Origin of the sequence: Methylobacterium sp. WL64, assembly GCF_008039945.1 — a bacterium.
Taxonomy (GTDB): domain Bacteria; phylum Pseudomonadota; class Alphaproteobacteria; order Rhizobiales; family Beijerinckiaceae; genus Methylobacterium.
The window spans coordinates 47,584-66,964 of the sequence record NZ_VRVA01000022.1 but is presented as its reverse complement, the minus strand read 5'-3'; the positions used below and the strand labels follow the sequence as shown (position 1 = coordinate 66,964).

General features: G+C 69.4%; 9 protein-coding genes and 1 pseudogene. 5 read left to right on the top strand and 5 right to left on the bottom strand.

The annotated features are described in order from the left end of the window. Positions 1-205: pseudogene (locus FV242_RS12895) on the top strand (sugar transporter); the annotation flags it as partial. Between the two features lie 132 nt (positions 206-337). Here FV242_RS12895 and FV242_RS12890 read toward each other — a convergent pair. The 3 genes from FV242_RS12890 to FV242_RS12880 form a co-directional block, all read right to left on the bottom strand. Then, entirely contained in the window at positions 338-1,705 is a 1,368-nt protein-coding gene (locus tag FV242_RS12890) for an aminotransferase class I/II-fold pyridoxal phosphate-dependent enzyme (protein ID WP_147939207.1), read from the bottom strand. After that, positions 1,702-9,147 carry a type I polyketide synthase gene (locus FV242_RS12885; RefSeq protein WP_187278410.1) on the bottom strand — a complete coding sequence of 2,482 codons (7,446 nt, stop codon included), beginning with the start codon at positions 9,145-9,147 and terminating at the stop codon, positions 1,702-1,704. The genes FV242_RS12890 and FV242_RS12885 overlap by 4 nt, the downstream gene beginning before the upstream one ends. Before the next feature lie 369 nt (positions 9,148-9,516). Continuing rightward, positions 9,517-10,872, bottom strand: a complete 1,356-nt coding sequence (locus FV242_RS12880) for a UDP-glucose/GDP-mannose dehydrogenase family protein (protein WP_147939205.1) — start codon at positions 10,870-10,872, stop codon at positions 9,517-9,519. A 311-nt stretch (positions 10,873-11,183) separates the two neighbouring features. On the opposite strand from FV242_RS12880, the gene argB reads away from it, so the two are divergent. The 3 genes from argB to rplS all read left to right on the top strand — a co-directional run bounded on the left by argB (position 11,184) and on the right by rplS (position 13,611). After that, a complete protein-coding gene (gene argB / locus FV242_RS12875) occupies positions 11,184-12,077 on the top strand; it encodes an acetylglutamate kinase (RefSeq protein ID WP_147910002.1) in 894 nt (297 codons plus the stop codon). A 241-nt stretch (positions 12,078-12,318) separates the two neighbouring features. After that, a complete protein-coding gene (locus FV242_RS12870) occupies positions 12,319-13,074 on the top strand; it encodes a pyrimidine 5'-nucleotidase (RefSeq protein WP_147910001.1) in 756 nt (251 codons plus the stop codon). Between the two features lie 135 nt (positions 13,075-13,209). Continuing rightward, entirely contained in the window at positions 13,210-13,611 is a 402-nt protein-coding gene (gene rplS, locus FV242_RS12865; protein WP_147910000.1) for a 50S ribosomal protein L19, read from the top strand. Positions 13,612-13,699: 88 nt separating this feature from the next. Here the strand turns inward: rplS and FV242_RS12860 are convergent, their stop codons facing one another. After that, positions 13,700-15,298, bottom strand: a complete 1,599-nt coding sequence (locus FV242_RS12860; protein ID WP_246692692.1) for a methyl-accepting chemotaxis protein — start codon at positions 15,296-15,298, stop codon at positions 13,700-13,702. Positions 15,299-16,086: 788 nt separating this feature from the next. Continuing rightward, entirely contained in the window at positions 16,087-17,286 is a 1,200-nt protein-coding gene (locus FV242_RS12855; protein ID WP_147939203.1) for a lytic murein transglycosylase, read from the bottom strand. A 398-nt stretch (positions 17,287-17,684) separates the two neighbouring features. Here FV242_RS12855 and FV242_RS12850 point away from each other — a divergent pair, with 398 nt between their 5' ends. Beyond that, positions 17,685-19,367 (top strand): methyl-accepting chemotaxis protein, encoded by a 1,683-nt coding sequence (locus FV242_RS12850; protein WP_147939202.1) that lies wholly within the window; start codon positions 17,685-17,687, stop codon positions 19,365-19,367. Positions 19,368-19,381 lie beyond the last annotated feature (14 nt).

Sequence of the window (19,381 nt, the reverse complement as noted above, 5' to 3'; positions counted from 1 at the left end):
CACCCCGCTGGTGCCGGTGGTGTACCGGATCAACATGCGCGACCCCAACAGCCTGTTCACCACCCAGGCGTTCCGCATGCGCAACCGCGACCTGATCTACGTCTCGAACGCCCCGTTCACCGAGGTCCAGAAGGTGCTGACCGCCTTCAGCGGCGTCACCGGCCCGCTCAGCTCCGCGGCCACCGCCTACGCCTACGCCAAGTAGGCTGGCCGACACGCCGGCCTCCGGGCCGGCGTGGGATCCGGAGCCCACATGCAAACAGGGCGCGGATGCCATCCGCGCCCTGTTTGCATGTGGGGGTGGTGGAACGCGCCGAGACCGGCGCGGTCCGGATGCTCAGCCGCGCTTGGCCAGAAGCTGCTCGATCAGCGAGCCGCCCTTGTCGATCGCCGTCATCTCCTCGGCCACCGCGTTCACGGTGTCGCGGATCTGGTCCGCGGTGTGCTCGGATGTGAGGAAGAAGCGCAGGCGCGAGGCCCGCTCGGGCACGGCCGGGTGGATGATCGGCTGCACGTTGATGCCGCGGCGGAACAGGCGGTCCGACAGGGTCACGGCCTTGAGCGAGTCGCCCACGATGATCGGCACCACCGCGAGGCCGAGGCTGAAGCCGGTATCGAGGCCAAGCTTCTTGGCGGTGGCGAGGAACAGCGTGCCGTTCTGGCGCAGGCGCTCGACCCGCTCCGGCTCGGCATGCATCACCGCCAGCGCCGCCTCGGCGGCGGCGGCGAGCGGCGGCGACATGCCGACGCTGTACACGAAGCCGCCCGCCGTGTGCTTGAGGTACTCGATCAGCGCGATCGGGCCGCAGATATAGCCGCCGCATGTCGAGAGCGTCTTCGACAGCGTGCCCATCCAAAGGTCGACCTCCTTCGGGTCGACGCCGCAATGCTCGAACAGGCCCGCCCCGGTGCGGCCGGTGACGCCGAGGCCGTGCGCCTCGTCGACCATAAGCCACGCATCGTAGCGCTTCTTGAGCGCGACGAGACCCGCGAGGTCCGGCGCGTCGCCGTCCATGCTGTACAGGCCCTCGACCACGATCAGCGCCCGGCGGTGCTCGTGGCGGGTGTTCTGGAGCAGGCTCTCCAGGGCGTCGAGGTCGTTATGCGCGAAGGAGCGGCGCTGGGCGCCGGAGAGCTGCGCGCCGGTGACGATGCTGTTGTGGGACAGCGCGTCGTGGAAGATCACGTCGCCGGCTTCCAGGAGCGCCCCGATGGTCGTGACGTTGGTGGCGTGGCCGCTCACCATCACGATGCAGCCTTCGGTGCGGTAGTGCTTGGCCAGGGCCTGCTCGAGGCTGATATGGCCCGGCCGCTCGCCCGCCACCACACGGCTCGCCGACGCGGAGGTGCCGTAGGCGTCGATCGCCTCCCGGGCCGCGTTGCTGACCCGGGGATGCCCGTTCAGGCCGAGATAGTCGTAGGACGAGAAGTTGGTGAAGGTCTTCTGGTCGATCCGCGTGGTCGCACCGGCCTTCGCGTCGTGGACGCGAAAGAACGGGTTGCCCAGCCCGATCAGCTGCGCCGCCTGGCGCTGCAGCTGCAGCTCGCGGTAGCCCGGCAGGTTCTCGAAGTTCTGTGCGGCCGATTGCCCGGCCGGCGAAGCCGCCTTGACGGGCGCCGGGCGCGGCGTCGCGCGTCCGAGGCGGTTCGTCACGAAGCCGGCGAGCGCCGCGCGCCCGCCGTCAGGCCGTGCCGTATCGGTCATGAGTTGGTCTCTTTGAGCTCGCTGTTGGTCTTCTCGATGAGTTCCCTGAGCGGCGCCATCATCTGCGCGTCGATCTCACCACCGATATGCTTCGAGACGAGGCTCATCGCGACACCGGCCGCTTCATCCATGGGCGCGGAAACCGCCTGAATTAAGGACTCCGACAACTCGTTGACCGTCATGCCGGACGACAGGCCGGCGGGCGGCGCATCGAGGGCGAAGCGCTCCTGCAGGCTGGCGCCGAGCTCGACGCCCATCAGCGAGTCGAGGCCGATCTCGGAGAGCTGGCGCACGCGGCTGATATCGTCCTTGGGCAGGCGCAGGATGCGCGCGATGTCCTCGACGATCGCGTCCGACACCGTCTTGCGGACCGCATCCACGTCGCCACCCTTGAGGAGCGCGCCGATGTTGATCGCCTGGACGCCGCCGGCCTCCGCCTGCTGATCCGACCCGAGACCGGCGTAGCTCGGCGAGCGCATCGTGGCGAGCCGCTCGCGCGCCTTGCCCCAATGCATCGCCGCGATGGCGATCACCGCCTCGTCTGGCGAGGTCCCCTGACTTTCCAAGGCGTCCGCCATCAGCTCGAGGCAGCGGCGCGCCTCCATCGGTGTGACGCCGACGCGGCCGGCGAGGCCTTCCATGACCGCCTTGTTGCGGGCGAGCATGCCGACATCGCCGATCGCGCCCCAGGCCACCGCCAGCGCGGGCAGGCCGCGGCGACGGCGCTGCCGGGCCAGGCCTTCCATGAAGCCGTTGGCGGCGACGTAGGAGCCCTGGCCGGGGTTGCCGATGAACGTCGTCGCCGACGAGAACATCACGAAGTAGTCGAGGCTGCGGTCCCGGGTAGCGGCGTCCAGGTGCTGGGCACCGACCACCTTCGGGCCGATCACGGCGTCCAGCGCCGCCGCGTCGATGTTCGCGATCAAGCCGTCCTGAAGCACCGCCGCGGCGTGGAGAACGCCCGCGAGCGTCTTTCCACCCTGCTCGATCTCCACGATCAGGCGATCCACCGCCGAACGGCTGGTGATGTCGACGGCCTTGGCCTCGACCTTGACGCCGCGCCCGGCGAGTTCGGCGACGATCGCCTTGGCCTCGTCGGTGGTCGCGCCCTTGCGGCCGGCGAGAACGAGGTGCCGGGCGCCCCTGTCGACGAGCCAGCGGGCCGCCTCCAGGCCGAAGCCGCCGAGGCCGCCGGTCACGAGGTGGACGCCGGTCTCCGAGACCGTGAACGGCCGCTTGGTCTCCTTGATGATCGTGCCGGCCTTGGGCGGGCTGATCACGATCTTACCGATGTGACCCGATTGCTGCATCAGCCGGAACGCGTCGGAGGTCTCGGCCGCCGTGAACGGCTGGTAGGGCAGGGGCTTGAGGCCGCCGTCGTTGAACAGGGCCATGACCTCCCGGAACATCCGCGCGCCGTCGTCGCCCTGGTGCTGGATCACCTGATCCAGGTCGACGCCGAAGTAGCTGAGGTTCCGCCGGAACGGACGCAGGCCGATATGGGTGTTGGCGACGTAGTCGCGCTTGCCCAGCTCGACGAAGCGGCCGAACGGCCGGAGGGCGTTGAGCGAGCGCTCCATCGCCTCGCCGAACAGGCTGTTCAGTACGATGTCGACGCCGTCGCCGGTGATCGCCCGGATCTCGTCCACGAAGGCGAGGGAGCGGGAATCGAGCACGTGCTCGGCGCCCAGCGCCTTCACCAGGGCCCGCTTCTCGCGGGAGCCGGCAGTGGCGATGACCCGCGCGCCCTTCAGCTTGGCGATCTGCAGCGCAGCGAGGCCGACGCCGCCCGCGCCGCCATGGACCAGCACCCACTCGCCGCGCCGCATCCGGGCGCAGGAGACGAGGCCGTAATAGGCGGTCAGGAACGCCACCGGGACGGTCGCGGCCGCCATCGGGTCCAGGCCCTGCGGACTCGGCGCGACGACGATCTCGGGCACCACGATGTGGGTGGCGAAGCCCGACTGGGCGAAGGCGACGACCGGGTCGCCGGCCTTGAAGCCCTTCACGCCGGGGCCGACGGCGGTGACGCGGCCGGCGCATTCGAGGCCGAGGCGGGGGCCGGCGAAGCCGTCCTCCAGGATCTCCTCGGGCAGCATCGAGAGCGCCCACAGGACGTCGCGGAAGTTCAGGCCGGTGGCCTCGACCGCGATCTCGATCTCACCCTTGCCGGGGGTGCGGCGCTCGGCCGGACCCCAAACCATCTCGTTGAGGCCGCCGGTGTTGCTGCGCTCCAGGCGCGCGGCCTCGGCGGGGACGGCATCCGCCGGATCCCGGTGCTTCGGCCGGCCGGCATGGAAGCGCACGACCTGCGTCCGCTCGTCGTCGAGGACGATCTCGGTCTCCGGCGTACCGGAGAGGATGAGGTCGCGCAGGCGCTCGGACGCCCGCTTCGACGACATCTCGGGCGAGAGGTCGATGCGGCGAACGTCGAGGTTCGGCGCCTCGTTGGCGAGCGTCCGGGAGAACGCCCACACGCCGGCCTCGATGTTGGTGGTCTGGCCGCCGCGGTCGCGGGTGGCGCCCGGCGCCACGACCCACAGGCGGGTCTGGCGGGCACCGAGATGCTCCGTGCAGCGCTTCAGGCTGAGGCAGCGGTCGCGCAGCCGCTCGGATGCCTCGCCGCCGCGGGTGAAGGCGCCGGCCAGGAACACCACCGTGTCGGGGGTCTCCTTCTCCAGCTCCATCAGCGACGTCTCGGAGTCGAGGATGATCGAGACGTGCACGCCGCCCGCGACCAGCAGGGTCGCCAGGGACGAGGCTGTCTCGGCCGCGAACTCGTCGTCCGAGCCGATCACGAAGGCGAAGCTCTGCGCCGGGGCGGGGCCCGGACGCACCGGGGCCTCGGCGACCAGCAGCAGGTCGTCGCCGTTGGCCGACGCCGCGCGCTCCACCGCGACCTTGACCAGGCCGTGGGCGCTGAGCGTGCGCTGCCAGCCCTCGATATCCTCGAGGCGGCCGACGGGCATGCCGCCCACGGCCTCCTCGAACCAGCCGCCCGTGAGGCCGAACACGAGGTCGCGGAACAGGGACGCGCCCGGCTCCACGGCCACCAGCAAGCCACCGGTGGCGAGCGCCCCGGAGAGCTGCCCCGGCAGGGCGCGGTCGCCGCGATGCAGGCTGCCGGCCGCCAGGATCAGGTCGAAGCTGCCGGGGGCGAGTTCGTCGGCAGCCTCGACGACGGCGGCGCCGTTGGTGAGCGACAGGCGGGCACGCTCGGCGAGCCGGCGATCTGCCTCGAACACGGTGAGCCGGGCCTCGGCCGCGGCGGCGAAGGCCGCAGCCTGGGCGGAGAGCGGGCCGAATCCGACCTGCAGGACCCGCAGGGCGCGCTCCTTCGGCAGGTGTCCGCGGCTGGCCTCGATCAGGCCGGCGACCACGTCGGCCGTGTGGCGGGCGGTGGCCGAGCGCATGACGAAGGCGTCGATCGCGCCCTGAGGCAAGGCCGGGGCCTCGGTCAGCTTGCCCGCGAGCAGGCGATCGACCATGGCGCCGACATCGGCAATCAGCACCAGTTCGGCGGAGAGATCCGGGTGGTCGCCCGCGATCCAACGCATGATCTCGTCGGGAGCCGGCAGCGCCGAGCCGTCTTCGCCCAGGGTCCAGTTCTGGCCGGCACGCTCGGCCAGGCCGCTGCTCTCCAGGGCGTAGAGCGCGTTCAGCACCCAGGGGCGCAGGGCCTCGGGCACCCGCCGGTCGGCGACCGAGACGGTCCCGCCCTCGGCCAGCCCGGAGGCGAGACGATAGGCCAGCGAGGTCGCCCAACCCTCCAGCAGGAGGTGGCCCGGGGACAGGGCGGCGTCGGCCGGCCCCTTCGCCTCGGCGGTGAGCGGACGCAGGCGGGCGGCCACGCTCGGCCGGCGCTCCATCGGGATCGCGGTCGGCTCGGTGGCGAGTTCCGGCACCTGCGAGATCGCGAAGGCCGAGAGGTCGCCGCCGCCCTTGGCGCGCAGGGCCTGGAAACGGCCCTCGCGGATCGTGGCGACCACTGCGCCGTCGGCGTCGAGCAGGGTGAAGTCGGCCAGGATCGAGCGCTCGTTGCAGCGGCGCGTCCGGATGATCGAACGGGCGATCACCGCACCGGGGCGCAGAAGCCGCACCTCGCCGAAGCGCACCGGGATGTAGGCCTTGCCGGCGTTCTCGCCGAGCAGGTCGGCGAACAGCAGGATCAGCCCGTGGAAGCAGGCGTCGAGGCGGGCCGGGACCAGGGTGAACCGGTCGTCGGCCACGGCCGGCAGCAGGTCGGACACGATGGTGGTGTCATCCAGCCGGGCGCTCATTGCGACCTGCTGGAAGCTCGGGCCGAAGCCGAGGCCCGAGGCCCGGGCGCGGCCGTAGAGCGCGTCGCCGGACAGGACCTGCTCGCCGGCGGTGTCGAAGTCGAACCCGTTCAGGTCGGGCGCCTTCGGAGCCGTGAACGTGCCGTCGACGATCTTGGCCTGGGCGTGGAGCTGCCAGGGGGTCTGGGTCAGGCGCGGGCGGCTGAGGACCTGGATGCCGTTGCCGGTCCCCGACAGACGCACCGCGACCTCGCGCAGGGCCTCCTCGGCGAACACCATGGGCGACAGGATCTCGAAATCGGCCAGCACCACCTCGTCGTGGCGCATCGCCTCGCGGACGCAGGCCAGCGCCATCTCGACGAAGCCGGCGCCGGGCATGATCACCTGGCCGTCGACCCGATGATCCTCCAGCTCGGGCAGGGTGGCCGGATCGACGAAGCCGTTCCACTCCAGGCCGTCGAAGGTGGTCCGCGATCCGATCAGCGGGTGGTAGGGGCGGGCGCTCATCGCGCCGACGCTCTCCGGGGTGTCGGCCAGGCGGAACGGACGCCGCTGCCACGGATAGGTCGGCAGGCGCACGTCGCCCCGGGGGGCGTCGCCGAAGAGCAGGGATTCGTCGACCTGCGCGCCCTGGACCAGGGCGGCGCTGACCGCCTTGGCGATCGGGTCGCCGCCCGACGCCTTGCGGTGCATGACGCCGACCGTGGCGGTCTCGATGCCGAGCGGCTCGACCGCGTCGCCGACATGGGACATCAGCGTCGCGCGCGGGCCGACCTCGACGAACACGCGGGCGCCGCGGCGGGTGGCATCCTGCACGGCCTCGCTGAAGCGCACCGGCTCGCGGATGTTGCGCCACCAGTAACCGGCGCCGAAATTGTCGCCCTCCAGCACGCTGCCGGTGACGGTGGAGACCATCGCGGTGGTGCCGGCCTTCGCCTTCAGCCCGGCGAGATCGCGCAGCAGCGGCTTCTCGGTCGGGTCCATTAGGCGCCCGTGGAAGGCGTAGGCCAGGTCGAGCTTGCGGCCGCGGCGGCGCTTGCGCGACAGCGCCTTCAGGGCGGCCTCGATATCGGCCACCGGCCCGGCGACCGTGACGGCCTTCGGGCTGTTGTAGGCGGCGATGTCGAGGGACGGGTAGTCCTTGAGGAAAGCCTCGACCTCCTCGGACGGCATCAGCAGCACCGCCATGGTGCCCTGGCCGTGCGTCGTCTCCTGGTGGTGGCTGCGGTAGTAGATGACCCGGACCGCGTCCTCGAGGCTCAGGACGCCGGCCGCCTCGGCGGCGGCGATCTCGCCGACGCTGTGGCCGAGCACGTAAGAGGGGATCAGGCCCTTGGCCTTGAGGGCCGCCGTCGAGGCGCTCTCGATGGCGAAGATCAGCGGCTGCGAGACGCTGGTGAGCGCCAGGCGCTCGTCGAGGTCCTCGGCGTAGAGGGCCTGCTTCAGCGACCAGTCGGCATAGGCCTGGAACAGGGTGTCGACCCGGTCGAAGGCGGCCCGGAAGGTCGGGTTCTCCTCGTAGGCCTCGCGGCCCATGCCGGCCCACTGGCTGCCATTGCCGGAATAGACGAACGCCACCTCGGCGGCGCGGTCGACCGCGGTGCCGGTGAAGGCGTCCTGGGCATCCTCGCCCTCGCCGACGGCGCGCAGGGCGGCGGCCACGTCGGTCTTGCCGTCCAGCGTGATCGCCAGGCGGGCGGGCAGGCGCTCGCGCCGGTGCGCGACCGCGGCGGCCACCGTGGCGATCCGGCCGGGCTCGGCTTCGAGCCGCTCGGCATAGTCGAGGGCGAGCTCGTTCAGCGCGGCGCGGGTCTGGGCCGAGAGCAGCAGAACCTGCGCGGACGGCGCCGGGGTGGCCTCCGCCGCCTGCGTGCCGACGTTGCCGTCGGTGATCACGACGTGCGCGTTGGTGCCGCCGAAGCCGAAGGAGTTCACGCCCGCGTAGCGCTCGCGCGGACCGCGGGTGATCGGCAGCGCCTCGCGGACGACGCTGAGGTTCAACTCGTCGAACGGGATGTCGGGATTCAGCTCGGCCGCGTGCAGCGAGGGCGGCACGAGATTGTGCTCCAGCGCCAGCGTCGCCTTCATCAGGCCGGCGAGGCCGGAAACCGGCTCGGTGTGGCCGATATTCGTCTTGATCGAGCCGATCGGCAGCGGCGCCTGACGGCCGCGCCCGAGCTTGGTCCCGATGGCCGAGGCCTCGATCGGGTCGCCCACCGGGGTGCCGGTGCCGTGCGCCTCCATGAAGGCGAGGTCGTCGAGGCCGATCTCCGCGTCGCGGTACACCCGCTCCAGCAGGGCGCCCTGGGCGTAGCCCGAAGGCAGCGAGATGCCGGTGGTGCGACCGTCGGAATTGATGCCCGAGGCCACGATCCGGGCGCGCACGGTGGCGCCGTTGCGCCGCGCGGCCTCGGCCGATTGCAGCACGAACACCACGCCACCCTCGGAGCGCACGTAGCCGTCTGCGTTCTTCGAGAACGCCTGGCACAGGCCGGTGCGCGAGAGCATCTGCGCGGTGGAGAAGCAGATGAAGTTGAACGGGCTCGCCAGCACGTTGACGCCGGCCACGACCGCGGTGTCCACGCGGCCCGACTGGATCGCCTGCACGGCGTTGTCGAAGGCGACGAGGGAGGACGAGCAGGCCGTGTCGACCGTGAAGCTCGGGCCCTTCAGATCGAAGATATACGAGATGCGGTTCGAGATGATCGAGAGCGTGTTGCCGGTGGCCGCGTAGGCGTCGCCGGAGGCCGCGTCGAGGATGCGCAGGTTGCCGTAATCGAGCGACGAGGCGCCGACGAACACGCCGATGTTGCTGCCGGCCACGCTCGACGGGCGCAGGCCTGCATCCTCGAGGGCTTCCCAGGTCAGCTCCAGCAGCATCCGCTGCTGCGGATCCATCTGCTCGGCCTCGCGGGGCGAGATGCCGAACACGGCCGGGTCGAACGACCAGATATCGTCGATGACGCCCGCGGCCCAGGTGTAGCTCTTCCCGCGCTCCTGGGCGCGCGGATGCGCGAACCGGTCGAGGGAGAAGCGGTCACTGGGAACCTTGCTGACGGCGCAGCGTCCCTCGGACAGGAGTTGCCATAGCCCATCGACGCTGGGGGCCCCGGGCAGTCGGCATGCGCGTCCGACGATCGCAATGTCTGTACGTTGTGTCACGTTCGGTTCGCACACGCTCGTTATCGGAAGTCGGCTCGGCTCGCGACGAGTGAGTACCGTCTCACCCCTTACTGTGGCACCATTGCGGTGTCCAACCTGCCCCCAGGCAAGGTCATCCCCGCCCGGCCAGATTGCGCCGCGCTGTGACATGTATTCATCAGACTGCAGTCCAGTGCCGGCGGCCGAAATGCCAAGTTTGCTCGGCATGACGGCCTGTTGAGACGGTCGCGCGACCATCGAAATGCCACAGTTGCGCGTCGGCGGACGGAGCCCGTCTACCCGGGCCGCGAGGGTTTTCCAAAGAGATCTTTGCTGCAGCCTGCAGATCTAGAACCGCAACGGGACGGCTCATCGCTGGTCCGCCAACGCTCAAGACGTGCCCGGAGCGGCATAATCCTTGGCGCTATCCTTGGATCGTCCGACGCCGCGATAGGTGAAACCGTGGCGCTCGGCCGTCTCGGGATCGTAGATGTTGCGCAGGTCGATGAGCACGGGCGCGGACCCGGCCGGCGCCATGGTCTGCCGCAGCCGGTCGAGATCGAGCGCCCGGAACGCGTTCCACTCGGTGACGATCACCAGGGCGTCCGCGCCCTCCGCGCAGGCATAGGCGCTCTCGGCATAGTCCAGGTCCGGCATCAGCGCCCGCGCCTGGTCCATCCCCTCCGGGTCATAGGCGCGCACCTTGGCGCCGGCATCCTGAAGGCCGGCCACGATTGACAGGGACGGCGCCTCGCGCATGTCGTCGGTGTCGGGCTTGAAGGTCAGGCCGAGCAGGGCCACGGTCTTGCCCCGGACGCTGCCGCCGCAGGCCTTGATCACCTTGCGGGCCATGGCGCGCTTGCGCTGATCGTTGACCGCCACCACGGTCTCGACCAGCCGCAGCGGCGTGCCGGCATCCTGGGCGGTCTTGACCAGAGCCAGCGTGTCCTTCGGGAAGCACGAGCCGCCGTAGCCAGGGCCGGCATGGAGGAACTTGCCGCCGATCCGGTTGTCGAGGCCGATGCCGCGGGCCACCTGCTGCACATCGGCGCCGACCTCCTCGCACAGGTCCGCGATCTCGTTGATGAAGGTAATCTTGGCCGCCAGGAACGCGTTGGCGGCGTACTTGGTCAGCTCCGCCGTGCGGCGACTGGTCACCACGATCGGCGCGGCGTTGAGATAGAGCGGCCGGTAGACCTCGCGCATCACCGCCTCGGCGCGGGGATCCTCGCTGCCGACCACGATCCGGTCCGGACGCTTGAAGTCGGAGATCGCCGCGCCCTCGCGCAGGAATTCCGGGTTCGACGCCACGGCGACATCCGCCTCGGGCCGCAAGTCACGGATGATGCGCTCGACCTCATCGCCGGTGCCCACCGGGACCGTCGACTTCGTCACCACCACGGTGAAGCCCGAGAGCGCCCCGGCGATCTCCCGGGCGGCATCGAACACGAAGGACAGGTCGGCGAAGCCGTCGCCGCGCCGCGAGGGGGTCCCCACCGCGATGAACACCGCGTCGGCCTCGGCCACGGCGTCCTGCAGGCTGGAGCCGAAGGCGAGGCGGCCCTGGCGGACGTTCTCGGCGACGAGGGCGTCGAGCCCGGGCTCGTAGATCGGCATGCGGCCGGCGTTCAGGCTCGCGATCTTGTCCGGGTCGCGGTCGATGCAGACCACGCTGTGGCCGAAATCGGCCAGGCAGGCCCCGGACACCAGGCCCACATACCCGGCCCCAATCATCGCAATCCGCATACGGCCCTCCCGGCGACCCGCCGTGCGGCTCGTTGCACTGCAGCATGATCCGAGACCAGCGACGATGCAACCCGGGCCGCTCGGCAGCGCCCATTTCTATCATGCGCATGCAACACCGCGGAAACACGACTGTTTTTTGACAGCGTCGACGCTCGCAGCTTGACGGGGGCCGGAGCTTGTCGCCGGCGCGGGCCTTCCGCAGGCGCGTTCGCGGCTTCGCAGCGCGGTCGGCTTCCTGTAGAAGCGCGCCCGCCGGCCGAACGAGGCCGGGCGCCGCCAGGCCCCATACATAGGATCGGCGAAGGACCGCGATGACCGAATTGCCGAACGTGCACGTGCGCGCCGAAATCCTGGCCCAAGCGCTGCCCCACATGCAGCGCTACGACCAGGAGATCGTGGTCATCAAGTATGGCGGCCACGCCATGGGCGACCGCGCCGCGGCCGAGGATTTCGCCGAGGACATCGTCCTCCTGGAGCAATCCGGCGTGAAGCCGATCGTGGTGCACGGCGGCGGCCCGCAGATCGGCAAGATGCTGGACCGGCTCGGCATCCAGTCCGAGTTCCGCGGTGGCCTGCGGGTCACCGACGAGGCCACCGTCGAGGTGGTCGAGATGGTCCTGGCCGGCTCGATCAACAAGCAGATCGTCGGCTGGATCTCGGCGGAGGGCGGCCGGGCCATCGGCCTGTGCGGCAAGGACGGCAACATGGTCCGCGCCAAGCGGGCGATGAAGACCGTCATCGATCCGGAGAATCACACCGAGCAGACCGTCGATCTCGGCCTGGTCGGCGAGCCGGACCATGTCGAGCGCGGCGTCCTCGACGCGGTGCTGAAGGCCGAGCTGATCCCGGTCCTCGCGCCGGTGGCCTACGGGGCCGACGGGCAGACCTACAACGTCAACGCCGACACCTTCGCGGGTGCCATCGCGGGGGCTCTGCGGGCCAAGCGGCTGCTGCTGCTCACCGATGTCCCGGGCGTGCTCGACAAGGACAAGAAGCTGATCCCCGAGCTGACCGTGGAGGATTGCCGGCGCCTGATCGCCGACGGCACGATCACGGGCGGCATGATCCCGAAGATCGAGACCTGCATGTACGCAATCGAGCGGGGTGTGGAGGCGGTCGTCATCCTGGACGGCAAGGTCAACCACGCGGTGCTGCTGGAGCTGTTCACCGATTACGGTGCCGGCACCCTGATCCGCCGGAGCTGATCTCCCTGGGACGGCGATGGGCGGATCGGACGCGGCAACGCCCGCGCCGCTCGCGCATTGTCGTCGTCCCGGCTCAGCCTCGCGCAAGCCCGCGCTGCAAGCCTGACCGCTCCAGGGCGCCGATTCCGGAGGGATCGTCGGCCGGGCCCGCATCGCACCGAGGGTTTTGGGCTGCATCCGATTGCAACGCGATCGGGCCTGGCCCTAGAATCCCTCAGGTTCAGGATCTCAAAGGGACACGGTGCACCACCCGGAGAAAGCCCAGTTCACCACACCCGCCTCCCGTGGGTTTGCCGATGTCGACACCTGGGTGTTCGACCTCGACAACACGCTCTATCCGAGCGACGCGCAGGTCTGGCCGCAGGTGGACGAGCGCATCACGCTCTATGTCATGCGGCTCTATGGGATCGACGGCATCTCGGCCCGCGCCCTGCAGAAATACTTTTACCACCGCTACGGCACGACCCTGACGGCGCTGCTGACGGAGGAGGGGGTCGATCCGCACGACTTCCTCGATTTCGCCCATGACATCGACCACTCGACGATCAAGCTCGACCAAAGCCTCGGCGACGCGATCGAGCGGCTGCCCGGGCGCAAGCTGATCCTGACCAACGGGTCGCGCCGCCATGCCGAGAACGTCGCGGCCAAGCTCGGTATCCTCGACCATTTCGAGGACGTGTTCGACATCGCAGCCGCCAACTTCGTGCCGAAACCCGAGCGCTCGACCTACGAACGGTTCCTGGACGCCCACGGGGTCGAGCCGACTCGCGCCGTCCTCTTCGAGGACATCGCCCGCAACCTCGCGGTACCGCACGATCTCGGCATGGCCACCGTGCTGGTCGTCCCCAAGATCGTCGACCCCTACCGCGAGGCCTTCGAGCAGGAGGCGGTGCGCGAGCCGCATATCGACCACATCACGGACGATCTGGCCGCCTTCCTGTCGGCCTGCGTGCTGCCCGAGGCCACGCGGGGCTCAACGGCCGCGGATCGCCCCTGACGCGACGGCCGGCATCGGCAATCGACAAGCCGTCGGGGATCCTGTAGAGGGCTGCGCAACTCACAACAGGATCGCCGAAATCCTGGTGCCGGACGCCCATGAGGGGCGGCACGGCGCAACGGCTGGAGCTATGCCATGAACATCATCGAGCAGCTGGAGCGCGAGGAAGTCGCGCGCCTCGCCAAGACCATTCCCGATTTCGAGCCGGGTGACACGCTCATCGTCAACGTCCGCGTCAAGGAAGGCGAGCGCACCCGCGTCCAGGCCTACGAGGGCGTCTGCATCGGTCGCCAGGGCGGCGGCCTCAACGAGAGCTTCACGGTCCGCAAGATCTCCTACGGCGAGGGCGTCGAGCGCGTCTTCCCGGTGCATTCGCCGATGATTGATTCGATCAAGGTCGTCCGCCGGGGCAAGGTGCGCCGGGCCAAGCTGTACTACCTGCGCGACCGCCGCGGGAAATCGGCCCGCATCGTCGAGCGCACCGATCGCTACAAGTCCAAGGATACCCCGAAGGCGGCCCCCGCCGCCGCCGAGTAAGGCCCTCGGGTACCCCGGCTCGCAGCCGGGGAACCCGCAGTTTTCAACCGGCCCGGCTCAGCCTGGCCGGTTTTTTCATGCAAGCGGCTCAGGCGGCCCGGACCCGATCGAGGAAGTGGGTGATCTCCGCGGAGAGCAGCCTGGACTTCTGCGACAGTTCGGCGGCGGCACCGAGCACCTGCTCGGCCGCGCCCCCGGATTCCTGGGCGGCGGTCGAGACCTCGGCGATGTTGCCGGTCACCGTGCTGGTGCCGTCCGCCGCCTGCGCCACGCTGCGCACGATCTCGCCGGTGGTCGCCTCCTGCTCCTCGATCGCGGCCGCGACGCTGGTGGCCAGCGTGTTGACCTCGGTGACCGTGCGGCCGATCTCCTGGATCGCCTCCACGGCCTGCCGGGTCGAGACCTGCACGGCGCCGACCCGGATCGCGATCTCCGCCGTCGCCTGCGCGGTCTGGTTGGCCAGTTCCTTCACCTCGCTGGCCACCACCGCGAATGCGCGCCCGGCCTCGCCGGCGCGGGCCGCCTCGATCGTGGCGTTGAGCGCGAGGAGGTTCGTCTGGCTGGCGATCGCCGCGATCATGCTGGCCACCGCGCCGATCTTCTCCGCGCCCTCGGCGAGGTCGCGCACGATCGCGTCGGTCCGCTGCGCCTCCGTGGCCGCCTGGCCGATCATGGCCGACGAGCGCGCCATCTGGCCGGAGATCTCCCGGATGGTCGTCGACATCTCCTCGGTCGCAGCGGCCACGGTCTGCACGCTGGCGGAGGTCTCCTGCGCGGCCTCGGCGACCTGGGCGGAGCGCGCGCTCGTCCGCGTCGCGCTCTGCGCCATCGTGGCGGCGTTGGCCTGCATCGCCGTGGCGGCGGAGGTCAGGCCCCGCATCAGGGTCCCGGCACTGCCCTCGAACTGCCGGGTCAGGGCATCGAGAGCCTGAGCGCGCTCGATCTTGGCCTCGGCATCCCGGGCGGCCGCGACGTCCATCTCGCCCTTGGCGACCAGGGCCTGGCGGAACACCTCGACGGTGGCGGACATCCGGCCGATCTCGTCGCGCCGCTCGCTATCGGAAACCGGGCTCGTGATGTCACCCTCCGCCAGGGCCTGCATCCTCCGGTGCAGGCGGCCGAGCGGCCGGGTGATGCTGCGCCCGATCAGCAGCGAGCCGAGCACCGAGACGCCGACGATGCCCAGGAGCAGGCCCACCACTGTGATCGCCAGCGACCGGAACGCGGCCGCGATGTCGTCGGTATAGGCGCCGGTGACGATGAAGATGTCCCAGGGTGCGAAGCGGGACGCCACGGACACCTTCGGAAAGACACCCTCCCGTCCGGGCCGGAGGTAGGTGTATTCCAGCATCGTCGAGTCGGACGATCTCAGGCCAGAAATGAAGGCGCGAATGATCGGTATGCCGTTGACCGTGAGATCCAGCTGGTTCTTGCCGACGTCCTTCCGGTTCGGCGCGGCGATGGTCCTGCCGTCCATCGCGTAGATCGATATGTAGTTGGTTCCGCCGCTGTAGCGCATCGCCATGGTCGATTCGGCCAGCTCGGTCAGGGCCGCTTCCTTGGTCATGGTCCCGGCCTTGACCCGCTCGTCGAGGGCCTGGGCGTGCGACTGGATCAGCTCGACCATGGCGCGCAGCGACTGGACGCGCTCGTCCAGCATTTCACGGTGGAATAGATTGAGGCCCAAGCCACCGATCGTAGCAATAATCAGACACGTCAGTATCGTGAGAAGCGAAAGCTTGCGTGATAGCGTCAAATTCGCGAGAGAAAAGCGCATATCGATCTTGATCCTATACGATTGAGGATCAATATGCTCAGCGCAGCGCATAACTCAAGATTATTTATCAAAAAACCTTTCGCGGACAGTAAAATAATTTCTATATTTGCAACCGCAGTGCGATTAAATACCGACAATCAATATTTGATCTTAAGTAATCGTTCGACCAAACGCAGATCATATCAACAATTTATATTGGAGAGTACGACAGTTCGGATACAGTGCAGCCGATCCATCTCATCGCCGCATGGCAGATCCGCGATGGTGAATGTGAGCGTGCGGATCGTGGCGGCGGGACAGGCCTGGCCCGCAGGGACCGTTCGAGCAGGAGCCGTGCGCCACAAGGGGGCAAGCCGCGCCGATGGCCGTGGCGGTCACCCTCCAACGTCCTCGAGCGCGCGATACTCCGGGCGGCGCGGGGCCGACCAGCGGCGAAGGGCAGGATGCGGGTCTCCCGTCCGATTCGAGCGCGAGACAGGGTGCACCTGTTCCACCGAACCCCGGTCCCTCACCCCGCTCCTTTCCGGAGCGGGGGGGGGCGTCACTGCGCTCTCGCGTCGATTCCGGCCCCAAACCTTCGGGGACCATCCTGCCTCTCTTGGCGAGCCAGGATGACTTCCTTGGCGAGCCAGGATGACTCCCCGCGAAAAACACCGCGTCGGCCGCCGTGCGTGGAGACCCAAGCGGCCTACACCCTCTCAGCTTCCGCGCAGGGCTTCCAGCACCTTGCCGCCGGGGCGACCCGTCGGAGTCATGCCGAGCTTGCGCTCGACGTCCTTGATCGCGTCGCGGGTCTTCTGGCCGACCTTGCCGTCCGGCTCCCCGACATCGTAGCCGCGGGCGGCCAGCCGGGTCTGGAGGTCCCGCCGCTCGGCCCGGGACAGGGGCGGGTCGTCGGTCGGCCAGGCCGCCTGGACGCCGGCCTTGCCGCGCAGCCGGTCCGACAGGACCGCGATGGCGAGACCGTAGGATTCGGCCGCGTTGTAGGAGTAGATCGCGTCGAAGTTCCGGGTGACCAGGAAGGCCGGTCCGTCGATGCCGGCGGGTGCGATGATGCCGGCCGGTCCCTCGCCCGAGAGCGAGCGGCCATCCGCCCGGGTCACGCCGAGCGCGGCCCAGTGGGCGATCGGCTTCTTGTTCTTCCGGCCGGCGGAGGCGACGCTGAAGCCGCGGGGCAGCTTGACCTCGTAGCCCCAGACCTGGCCGTTCTGCCACTTGGCCACGTGCAGGAAGTTCGCCGTGGAGCCGACAGCATCGGCCACCGAATCGACCACGTCCCGCCGGCCGTCGCCGTCACCGTCCACCGCGAGCCTTTGATAGGTGGTCGGCATGAACTGGGTCTGGCCGAAGGCGCCGGCCCAGGAGCCGGTGAGCCTCTCCGGCGCGATGTCGCCGCGCTCGATGATCCGCAGGGTGGCGATCAACTCGCCGCGGAAGAAGTCCCGGCGGCGATTGCTCGAGCAGGCGAGCGTCGCCAGCGACTGCACCAGCGGCATCTTGCCGAGGTTCTTGCCGAAGTTGGACTCGACGCCCCAGACCGCAGCGATGGTGTAGCGGTCGACCCCGTAGCGCGCCTCGGCCTGGGCCAGGGCGGACGCATTCTGGCGCATGGCCGCGCGTCCGTCCTCGACCCGCTCATCGTCCACGAGCGCCGCCATGTAGTCCCAGATCGGCGTCTTGAACTCGGGCTGCGCCTGCGAGAGCTCGATCACCTTGTCGTCGAAGCTGATGCCGCGGGTGGCCGCCTGGAAGGCCTGGGCCGACACCCCGGCCGCCGCCGCCTGCCTCTGGATGCCGGCGAGGCACGAATCGAAATCGGCGCGCGCCGGCACCGCGGCGAGGCCGGCGAGCAGACCGACCCCGAGCGCGACGCCCGATCCGAGGGAGTGAATCCGCATCCTGGCGATCCCGTTCGACGTCCGTTGCATGAACTCCGAATCAGGCAACACCAGGGTTAAGGAGCGGTTAGGCCGCACCGAATCCACCGGCCCGCCCGACGGGCCCGGACGCCGCCGCGCTGCGCCCGAAGTCCGGACCGTGAAATTCAATCGTCCGGTCGCGGTGTCAGTACAGAAATAGATTTGGCGGCGGCTTTAGTTTTCCGACAATCGATGCCTTGATTGTTGCCAATTAATATCTTCTAATACTTCTCAAATGCAGCAATATATTAGAAGATCCCCGCCTATTCAATCGGCAATCCGCTCGGAACGATGTGGTTCTTGACGGCAACTTATTAACCCACGACTGTTCATATAAGACGGAATCAGTTTTTGGACGATGGGAGGAAATCTGGACCATGCGCCTGGTAGATCTATCGATTGCGAAGAAAGTCGTTGGTTCATTCGCTGTTTTAATCATTATCGCGCTGGTAAGCGCGGTTATCAATCATCGGAAACTATCGTTCATCCAATCGTCGATTGGATGGTCGGAGCATACCTACGACGTCCTGAACGTGAACGCGTCCCTGATCACCACGATGGTCGATCGCGAGACCGGCCTGCGGGGCTATCTGGTGACCGCCGACCCGGCGTTCCTCGCGCCGTATCGCAGCGGCACGCAGGCCTTCGACGCGAATCTACAGCGGCTTCGGACGCTGACATCGGACAATCCGGCGCAGCAGGCCCGCATCGCCGAGGTCGAGACCCTGGCGAAGCGCTGGCAGGCCGACATCGCCGAGCCGGAGATCGGCCTGATGGGTCAGCCGAGTACCCAGGCGGAGGCCCGCGCACGCGTGGGGGGCGGCGCCGGCCGGGCGCTCATGGACGCCATTCGCGCCAAGGGTGGGGAGATCGAGGCGACCGAGCGCACCCTGCTGACGGCCCGGCAGGCCGACGAGGCCGACGCCTTCTCGACATCCTACGCGGCGACGCTGCTGTCCCTCGTCGCCCTCCTGGCGACCGCCATCGCGGGCGCCTTCCTGCTGACCAAGCTCATCGCCATCCCGACGCGCACGATGACGCTGGTGATGGGGGAGCTGGCCCGGGACAATCTCGACGTCACCGTCCCGAGCAGCGACCGGCGCGACGAGATCGGCGGCATGGCGGCGGCGGTCGAGGTGTTCAAGGCCGCGCTGATCGCCAAGCGGGCCGGCGACGCCGCGACCGCCCGGGAAGCCGACGCCAAGGCCCGCCGCGCCGCCCATCTCGACGCCGTGGTGACGCGGTTCGAGACCGAGGTGTCCGGCCTCACCCAAGCCATGGCCGGGGCCGCCACCGAACTCGAAGCGACGGCGCAGTCGATGACCGGCATCGCCGAAGAGACCGACGCGCAGGCGCAGACGGTGGCGGGCGCCGCCGAGCAGGCCTCCTCGAACGTGCAGACGGTGGCCGCCGCCACCGAGGAGCTGTCGATCTCGATCCGGGAGATCAACAGCCAGGTCACCCGGGCGGCCCAGGCCGCGAGCGCGGCCTCCGACGAGGCGATCCAGACCGACGGGGCCGTACAGGTGCTCGCCGAGAGCGCGGAGAAGATCGGCAGCGTCATCGCGTTGATCTCGCAGATCGCCGGGCAGACCAACCTGCTGGCGCTCAACGCCACCATCGAGGCCGCCCGGGCCGGCGATGCCGGCCGCGGCTTCGCGGTGGTCGCCAGCGAGGTCAAGGAGCTGGCCGGCCAGACCACCCGCGCCACCGAGGAGATCGGCGCGCAGATCGGCGCGATCCAGACGGCCACCGGCCACGCGGTCTCGGCGATCCGGTCGATCGCCCGCATCGTCGGCGAGATCGCCACCAGCTCCACCGCGATCGCGGCCGCGATCGAGGAGCAGGGGGCGGCCACCCAGGAGATCGCCCGCAACGTCCAGCAGGCCGCCTCCGGGACCGAGCGGGTCACCGGCAACATCGTCGACGTCAAGCGCGCCGCCGGCGAGACCGGCTCCGCGGCGACCCAGGTGCTGGGCGCAGCGCGCGGCCTCTCCCAGAACTCGAACGACCTCACCCGCGCGGTCGCGACGTTCCTGGCGGACGTGAAGGCGGCCTAAGCGGAGGTCCGCTC